This is a genomic window from Desulfovulcanus sp. (assembly GCF_982781345.1).
Genome location: NZ_CEYAEZ010000186.1, coordinates 1 through 1,178, shown reverse-complemented (window position 1 = coordinate 1,178; position 1,178 = coordinate 1). Strand labels below are relative to the sequence as shown.

3 protein-coding genes are annotated in these 1,178 nt (G+C 41.1%); all 3 read right to left on the bottom strand.

The genetic code is table 11. The annotated features are described in order from the left end of the window. Positions 1–745 (bottom strand): methyltransferase domain-containing protein (locus tag AC3WVG_RS12125; protein ID WP_488798374.1); only part of this gene is annotated, 745 nt, incomplete at its 3' end. Continuing rightward, positions 742–1,047 carry a signal recognition particle subunit SRP19/SEC65 family protein gene (locus AC3WVG_RS12120; RefSeq protein WP_488798373.1) on the bottom strand — a complete coding sequence of 102 codons (306 nt, stop codon included), beginning with the start codon at positions 1,045–1,047 and terminating at the stop codon, positions 742–744. The genes AC3WVG_RS12125 and AC3WVG_RS12120, both read right to left, overlap by 4 nt. Then, positions 1,047–1,178, bottom strand: a complete 132-nt coding sequence (locus AC3WVG_RS12115; RefSeq protein WP_488798375.1) for a pyrophosphohydrolase domain-containing protein — start codon at positions 1,176–1,178, stop codon at positions 1,047–1,049. The genes AC3WVG_RS12120 and AC3WVG_RS12115 overlap by 1 nt, the downstream gene beginning before the upstream one ends.

Here is a 1,178-nt window from a genome sequence, read left to right as displayed (position 1 = left end):
AACGCTGATAAGGGAAGTCAGTAACAACTCCATCAAACGTTTCATCTTTAAACGGCAACTCTCTCGCATCTCCCCTTATAATGTTAGCGGGTAATCCAAAAAACCTCAGATTTTTAGCACAGCCGAAGACAATCTTTTTGTAAGCTTCAACGCCGGCAAACCTCAATCCCATCAAGCCAGCTTCTATCAAAAACGTTCCAGTTCCACACATCGGATCAAGCACGAAGTTTCCAGCGGTTATGTTCACCATAGCCCTGCCAATCCTCGGCAGTATTACACATGGCATTGAAAACGGTCTCTTATTCGGATGTCTCTCCAAAAACTGCTTCTTGTTTGTTTTGTGAATTAAAAAGCCCACGTAGCATTTATCCGCAACGTAAACCTTTACGATTGTCTTTGGGTTTGTCAGATTTATCTTAGCTCCCCTTTTCCAAAGTATTCCTCCGAGCCTTCTCTCAAGCTCTAAGCTCTTAACTTCCCTAACACCAATCTTCGTAACCCTAACACAACAGCTATCGCAAATCGGAATTTCCTTAAACACTTCTTCAAGCTCTTCTAAGCTACAGACTGCATAGAATTCCGCAACCTCATGAGTTAAAGCCAGTCTGTTCAACTTCTCCACTTCGGATGTTTCAGCCACTAAAATCTGTTGATCTTTATAGAGTTCTTTAGCGTTAAGTAAGTTCAAAACTTCAAACCTTGCCAAGCATTCATTTTCGCCTGAGAGGTAGAATATCAGCTTCATCTCTTTTTCTTCTTGCCTTTAGCTTTTTCCCTTTCTCTAATCTCATTTATCTTCTTTGCAAGTTCGATCATGAGCTTTATCTTCGAGTTGTTCTTTGGAACAACCACTCTACCACAGTCTTCCCACCAACACTTTGGATATTTTTTCTCTTCTGGCTTGCATGGGATTCCAAGTTCTTTGCAGGCTTGAACGAGTTCTTCAAGCTTTACATTTGGAATCGCAAATCTCAGGGGTATCTTTCTGCCTTCACTTCTCTTCTTTCTTGCATCTAAGTTTACAGTCCAGATAACGCATTCTTTCATTATCTTCGCCTCCTCTCCAACTCAGTCCAGATCTCATCGAGTTTTATGTCGAGTTTAACAAGCAGAACGAGTAGGTGATATATCAAATCTGCGGTTTCGTAGATTATATCATCCCTCTTACCATCTTTCAC

Excerpts from the sequence above, each read along its gene's own strand:
- AC3WVG_RS12120 (WP_488798373.1), bottom strand. The coding sequence starts at position 1,047 with ATGAAAGAATGCGTTATCTGGACTGTAAACTTAGATGCAAGAAAGAAG.